The 6,634-nt window shown below is 61.7% G+C and carries 6 protein-coding genes; 4 read left to right on the top strand and 2 right to left on the bottom strand.

The window, feature by feature from the left end; translation table 11 throughout:
- Positions 1-1,192: DUF4153 domain-containing protein (locus ACTJGZ_RS15410; RefSeq protein ID WP_441663779.1), on the top strand; the 1,192-nt coding region annotated here is incomplete at its 5' end.
- Positions 1,193-1,252: 60 nt separating this feature from the next.
- On the opposite strand, the gene ACTJGZ_RS15405 is transcribed toward ACTJGZ_RS15410, so the two are convergent.
- Together ACTJGZ_RS15405 and ACTJGZ_RS15400 are read right to left on the bottom strand one after the other, a co-directional pair.
- Positions 1,253-2,143, bottom strand: a complete 891-nt coding sequence (locus ACTJGZ_RS15405) for an NAD(P)-dependent oxidoreductase (protein ID WP_127773647.1) — start codon at positions 2,141-2,143, stop codon at positions 1,253-1,255.
- A gap of 189 nt (positions 2,144-2,332) precedes the next feature.
- The gene (locus ACTJGZ_RS15400; RefSeq protein ID WP_441663778.1) at positions 2,333-3,565 is read right to left on the bottom strand and encodes a LysR family transcriptional regulator; all 1,233 of its coding nucleotides are present in this window, start codon (positions 3,563-3,565) and stop codon (positions 2,333-2,335) included.
- A 265-nt stretch (positions 3,566-3,830) separates the two neighbouring features.
- On the opposite strand from ACTJGZ_RS15400, the gene ACTJGZ_RS15395 reads away from it, so the two are divergent.
- From ACTJGZ_RS15395 to ACTJGZ_RS15385, 3 genes are all read left to right on the top strand, one after another.
- Positions 3,831-5,327: a tripartite tricarboxylate transporter permease gene (locus ACTJGZ_RS15395; protein ID WP_127773649.1), complete on the top strand. Its 1,497-nt coding sequence runs from the start codon at positions 3,831-3,833 to the stop codon at positions 5,325-5,327.
- Positions 5,328-5,346: 19 nt separating this feature from the next.
- Positions 5,347-6,318 (top strand): Bug family tripartite tricarboxylate transporter substrate binding protein, encoded by a 972-nt coding sequence (locus ACTJGZ_RS15390; protein WP_127773650.1) that lies wholly within the window; start codon positions 5,347-5,349, stop codon positions 6,316-6,318.
- A 60-nt stretch (positions 6,319-6,378) separates the two neighbouring features.
- Positions 6,379-6,634, top strand: a 256-nt coding sequence (locus tag ACTJGZ_RS15385) for a hypothetical protein (RefSeq protein WP_441663777.1), incomplete at its 3' end; no start/stop codon positions are given.

The following is a 6,634-nucleotide window of genomic DNA, read 5'->3' as shown; positions in this document are numbered from 1 at the left end:
CCTCGGGCAGGCGCCGGTAGCGGCCTTGATTACCGGCGCCCTGATTGGCCTGGGACTGGCGGTGTCGTCGGAATTGGGCAGCTATATTTCACCGGTCTTGCTGCTGCGGTTGCTGCGTTTGCTGACGCCCTTGCTGCTGGTCGTCATGGTGATTTTCATCGTTGCGCTGCCGTTTCGCGGCACGGTCGGCCTTTCTTTGGCCGCGCTCTGCGTGTGCGCCGTGTTTGGTGCGGCCACACTGGTGTCCGCGGTGATTGCCGAAGATGATGACAGTGCCAGCGCGTCGCCGCTATTGCGTTATGCCGCGCGCGGCCTGGGGCTTGTCATGCCGCTTTTCGCCTTGGTCGCTTTGTGGGCCATAGGCGCGCGTATCGCCCAGTATGGGCTGAGCCCCCAGCGCGTGTGCGGCCTGACGGCGGTGCTGGTGGCCGCAGGCTATGCCTTCTGCTATCTCTGGGCAGTTTGCCGGGGGCGGGCCTGGATGGCGCGGGTGCGCCAGGCCAACATCATCATGGCGCTGGCCATGGCGGCGCTGGCTGTTTTGTGGCTGACGCGCTTGCTGTCGCCCGAGGCTTTGTCGGTCTGGTCACAGGTTTCCCGTTTCGAGGCCGGGCAGGTGGCGCCCGAAGACATGGCCTTGGGGCAAATGCAGTCTGACTGGGGCAAGCCCGGCCAGCGCGCAGTAGCGCGCCTGACGGCGCCCGGCGGGCCGCTGGAGGGCCGGTTGCAGGCCGAGTCTGACAGCACGGACGAAACCGAGCTCAGTCCCGAGGAGGTGGGCCAGCGTTTGCTGAAACAGCTGCCCAGCTTGCCGGCAGAGCATGCGTTGCGGGCGGAACTGGCGCAGGCGTATCCGGGATGGGATGCGGAATATGTGCTGAAGTCCTGCCAGCGCCTGACACCGGCAGGCCATCCCGGGTGCTTGGTGGTGTTTGCGCCCTTGGATGAAGCTTTGGCGGAAGATCAGGCCATTGTCATGGCCATGGAAAGCCCACAATCCGTCAGTATTTTTTCGCGTTCAGGCAAAGAGGGGGCCTGGGAACGCGCGCAGGAATGGGGGCATGCCATTTCTTACGATCAGATCGGGGCCTTGATTGATGGCCTGTATGCCAGCGGCGTGCGTTTGATCACGCCGCCGCTCAAGGCCGTGCAGATAGGCGAGGGCTATATCAGCGTCTTGCCTCAGCGCTGAAGCAGGCGGCGCCAGGGGGCTGGCGCGGCCTGATGCGTGCTGGGCCGCCTTGCTTGGACGTCAGCGGCTGCCGGGCAAACTCTTGCCCTCGGCCCGCAGGCGCATGGCAGCGACTTCACGCACCGACGGGTTGAGTTCGCCCGGCGGCAGGTCGATCACAGGCGCAGCCCCCATTTTTTCCTGCACATCGGCGATTTTGTCGGCCAGTGCGCCCACGAAACCCAGTTCGTCGTAGGTGGCGGCGACTTCGCGCATCTCGGCGGCGCGCCGCGCGCCATGATGCAGCGTGCGCTCGAACATATAGCGTGCGTTGTCCGGCCAGCCCAGCCCCGGGAAAGTGTCGGCCAAGGATGTCACGACACGGTCCAGACAGCCGGTGGCCGATGCGGCCAGCAAGGTTTCCACCGTCAGCGCTTCCAGACCCTTCACGAACAGGGAACGCACCATTTTGATGGCGGTGGCGGCGCCGGGTTCGTCGCCGACGACTTCGAAGTGAAAGCCCAGGTTTTCCAGCGTGGCCGCCAGCGCATGCGCCTGGGCGCCAGCGACTAGTACAGGCGTGGCATGGCCGCGCGGGTGGACTGGGGCCATGACCGCCATATCCAGGTATTGGCCCTGGCGGCCGGCGATCAGCGTGGCCGATTGCTGCTTGCGGCCGGGCGACACCGAGTTGATGTCGATGAACAACTGGCCAGGCTCCAGGGCATCCAGCACGCTTTGCGCGGCATTCAGGCTCTGGTCGGCAGTCACGGCGCTGAGGATCCAATCCGCGCCCGCAATGGCGGCGGCAACCGTTTTTTCAAAACGCAGACCACGGCTTAATGCTGCCTGGCGCATCTCCTCATCCTGGCGGATATCGTAGGCCGCCACGATGCTGGCGGCAGGATTGCCTGCCAGGCTATCCGTGAAGGCGCGTGCCGCTTCGCCGAATCCAATAAACGCAATTTTCATGTCTTTCCTCGCAAACTGCCTCTGGTGCAGTCATTCCTGGGCGCATTGTCTTCCCCTCAGCCTATTGGCAGGCGCCTGGCGCAGTCCGGCGCGAGCAGGGGATGTATAGGATTTTAGGAGCCGGAGGGAGGCGAGTGTCTTATTGGAAGTTTGCTACTTGATATAAGTAAAAGAGGAAGATGATGGGTTTTACTCTTCCAGGGCGCCTACATTTTCAATCAGGACAGAGTGGAAGTTTTCAAGAAAAATCAAATGACTGCCTGCGGGCTGCCAGTCTTGCCGGGTGGTTAGTCCTATGCGTCTTCCCGTGGAAGCGATGGAAAGTGGCAGCGCTGTCAGCAGGCCGGCGCGTTCTTCGATGGTGATCTGCCGGCGTGAGAGGATGGCCAGGCGGTCGCTGTCCAGCAGGATGGAGCGGGTCAGTGACATGGAGGAAGTTTCGACGGCGACATGGGGCGATAGCCCGGTACCCGCGAAGATGGCTTCCAGGGCGGCGCGCACCGGCGTGCCCTGTTTTTGCACAACCCATTCATATTGCAGCAGTTCCGCTGCGCTGGCTTCAGTGCCTTCTAGCGGATGACCCTTGCGCGCAATGATGGCGTAAGGGTCGGTAAACAGCAGACGTTCATTGACATCGTTGGCGGGGGAGGGCCGGCGCAGGGCACCGATCAGCATGTCGATTTCACCGTTGCGCAGGGCGCGCAGCATGGTGGCATACACCCCTTCCAGTACCTCGAAACGCAGGCCGGGCGCCTGCGCGAGCGTGCGGTTGATGGTCAGGCCCAGCAGGGCGCTGCGTATCATGGGCAAGGTGCCTATCAGTATCTTGCCGTCGGGCTGCCCCGACAGGCTGCGGATTTCTTCTTCCGCGACGGCAATTTCACGCAGCGCGATTTGCAGCCGCCGCGCCAGTTCGGCGCCGCTGTGGTTGACGTTGAGCCGGTTGCGCGCTTTGGAAAAGACGGCATAGCCCAGATTGTTTTCGATTTCCTTGGCGGCCCGGTGCATGGCCGATACTGAAACGCCTTCATTGTGGGCGGCCAGCCAGAGCGAACCATGGTTGGCGACACCGATCAAGGCGCTGATCTGGCTGACGGTCAGGCGGCCTGCCAGCGTGGCGGCCTGTTGCGAGCCCGGCGCATGGATGCGCTCGGGCGCGAGCATGATCGCGGCATGCATCTGGCGGAAGAAACGATCGCAGCGGCCATGCAGAATCCGGCCTGCCGGGGTGGGCAAGCTGCCTTCACGGTGCCGTGACAGCAGGGGCGAACCAAAACGCGCTTCCAGCTTGGAGATGGCCTGCGTGATGGCAGGCTGGGCGACGTGCATGGCGCCCGCTGCCGCATTGATACTGCCCAATTCACACGTGGACATGAACATCCGCAGATGTCTCAGGTTCGGGATGTTTTCATCTGTTTTCATTAAATCTTATGTCCAAGTGCGATGTTCCTATTATCCCTGCAAACGGCTTTTGTCCGAGTTTGTGCCACAATAAATTGTCAGAAAAGTGCTTTTTTTCAAGTAATAAGTATTGTTGTCCGGCAAAAAGATACGGGTTTTTCCTGATCTTTGGCCAATAAAAAAGATTCGTTCATTGAGGAGGGGGCAATATGCCATCATCAAATTCTTATCACAGGGCAGTGTCCAGCCAGGTCGCCTGTCCTTGTGATCGTGCCGGGGAGTAGCCATGTCTTTCATTGCTGACGCCCTGGGCGTTATCTTCTCTCTGGCAGGCCTAGCCGCGCTGGTGGCTGGCACGGCAATCGGGATAGTGGTCGGCGCCTTGCCCGGTCTGGGGCCCTCCATAGGCATCAGTCTGTTGATCCCTTTTACGTACAACATGTCCCCGGAAATCTCCATGCTGTTGCTGATTTCCTTGTATATGGCGGCGGAGTACGGCGGTTCGGTGAGCGCGATTCTGCTCTCCACGCCGGGAACGGCGGCAGCGGCGGCCACCACCATCGACGGCTTTGCCATGACGCAAAAGGGCGAGGCCAACCGGGCCCTGGCAATTTCCTTGTCGGCTTCGACGGTAGGCGGTTTGGTCGGCGGCCTGGCCTTGTTGTTTCTGGCTGCGCCCCTGTCCACGCTGGCCTTGCAGTTCGGCCCGGCCAGCTATTTTGCGGTTGGCCTGTTCGGCCTGACATCGGTGGCGGCCTTGTCTGGCGGCTCGCTCATCAAGGGCTTGCTGGGCGCGGCGCTGGGCCTGATGCTGGCCTTTGTCGGCATAGACCCCATCAGCGGCTTTCCGCGTTTCACCATGGGCGAGGTCGCGCTGTTTGAAGGCGTGCCCATGCTGGCGGCGCTGATCGGGCTGTTTGCAGTCTCGGAAGCTTTGCTGCTGGCGGAAAATGCCATGCGTGAGCGCAAGAAGGTGGGCCGCGGCGCGGTCAAGAGCGTCATGCTGCGCCTGTCGGACTGGAAGCACATGATAGGCACCATGCTGCAAGGTTCGGTGATCGGGACCTTGCTGGGCATTCTGCCGGGTGTCGGCGGCAATATCGCCTGTTGGGTGGCGCGTGATGTGGCGGTACGCCGCAATCCTGGCCTGAAGTTCGGCGCAGGGGAAGGGCGTGGCGTGGCGGCGCCGGAATCGGCCAATAACGCCACCGTCGGCGGGGCCATGGTGCCTTTGCTGTCACTCGGCGTGCCGGGGTCGCCGACGACGGCGGTGATAGTGGGCGCCTTGGTTATGCATGGCCTGCGCCCCGGCCCGCAGCTCTTCACTGAGCAGCCCGTGCTGGTTTACAGCGTGCTGCTGGGTCTGCTGCTGTCCAGCATTGTGATGTTCATTGTCGGGTCGCTGGCCCTGCCGTGGCTGGCCCGCGTGGTGAACCTGTCTGATGCCGTGCTGGCTGCCGGAATTATCGTTTTCGCCATTCTCGGCGCCTATGCGCTGCGTAATCTGCAATTCGATATCTGGCTGACCTTGGGCTTTGGCGCGCTGGGATATCTGATGAAAAAGCTGTCCTTCCCGGTGGCGCCGGTCGTGCTGGCCATGGTGCTGGGCTATATGGTTGAGTCCAACTTCCGCACGGCCCTGGTGAGCTCGCAAGGTTCCTACGACATTTTCATTACTGAGCCCGTCAGCGCGGTGTTCCTGGCCCTGAGCGTCCTGAGCATCGTCCTGCCTTTGTGGCGCCATGTGCAGCGCCGGAAAAAAACCAAGACCGCACAGTCATAACACCGGAAGGAGACATTCCATGAAAAACGCATTGACTCGCCGTTCGCTGCTCAAGGGCCTGGCTGCGGCACCGCTGGTCCTGACCCTTTCCAATGTCACGGCAGCGGGTTACCCGTCCAAGCCCATCAACCTGATCGTCTGGTCGGGCGCTGGCGGTTCGCTGGATACCTATGGCCGCAAACTGGCGGAACTGCTGTCGCGTGAAATGGGCTGGACCGTCAATGTCCAGAACCGTCCCGGCGGTTCCGGCGCGGTCGGCGTGTCGGCCATCATGGCCCAGCCTGCGGATGGCTACAACATTCTGGTGCTGACAGGCACGCTAACTTTCGGCATTGCGCAAGGCCTGATTCCGTTCCCGCTGGATTCCATGCGCCTGGTGCGCGCCATGCAGGCTGAACCGTCGTCGCTGGCCGTGCGCAAGGACAGCCCCTTGCAAACCGTGCAGGACTTTGTCGATTACATGAAGGCGCATCCCAATGGCTTGAAGGTCGGCGGCCACGCGCCGGCAGGCTTCCACCAGTATGTGTTGTTCCAGCTGATGCAGCAGGGCGGGTTCAAGAGCGGCTGGATTCCGCATGATGCCTCGGGCAAGATTCCGCTTGCCTTGCTGGGCGGGCATATCGACGTTGCCGTCATGACGCCCTCCAGCGGCCTGGATCAGGTGCTCAACGGCGACATCCGCCTGCTGGGCGTGACGACCGAAGAGCGTTCTGCTTTCTTCCCTGATGTGCCGACCTTCAAGGAACAGGGCTTCGATATTGTGGATTCGATCTGGCGCGGGATTGCCATCAAGAACGGCACGCCCGAGAACATTGTTGACATCATTCAGGCGGCCGTGGACAAGGTCGAAGCCAGCCCGGACTGGCTGGCTTTCCAGGAACGTGAAAAGCAGGAGAACATTAATCTTGCGGAGCAGGGCTTCACTGAGATGGTCACGGCCCAGATCGCCGGACAGAGCGAATTCCTGAAGTCCATAGGCCTGATCAAGTAAAGCAGCGCAACCGGCTTGGCGGGCGACTGGCAGGCCGGTGCCGTTGCGGCGGAGAAGACGATGTTATTGGTACAGAAAATCGTGATGGGGCTGTTGCTGCTTGCTTTCAGCCTGCTCATCTACAGCGTGGCGCTGGGTATGCCGGACATTCGCAGCATGGGGGATGTTGGTGCCGCCTTCCTGCCCAAAAGCGTCGCGTTGTGCAGCGCCGTGCTGGCTTTGCTGTATTTGTTGATGGTGGCGCGCAAGCGTGATCCTGGCGGGGAACTGGTCAGCCTGAAAAGCCTGGCGCTGTTGCTGTTGTTTGTCGTGACCA

It is taken from the genome of Kerstersia sp. (genome assembly GCF_052103615.1).
In the GTDB taxonomy this organism is placed as follows: domain Bacteria; phylum Pseudomonadota; class Gammaproteobacteria; order Burkholderiales; family Burkholderiaceae_B; genus Kerstersia.
The sequence above is the reverse complement of the archived record's forward strand: the minus strand, read 5'-3'. Positions and strand labels throughout refer to the sequence as shown.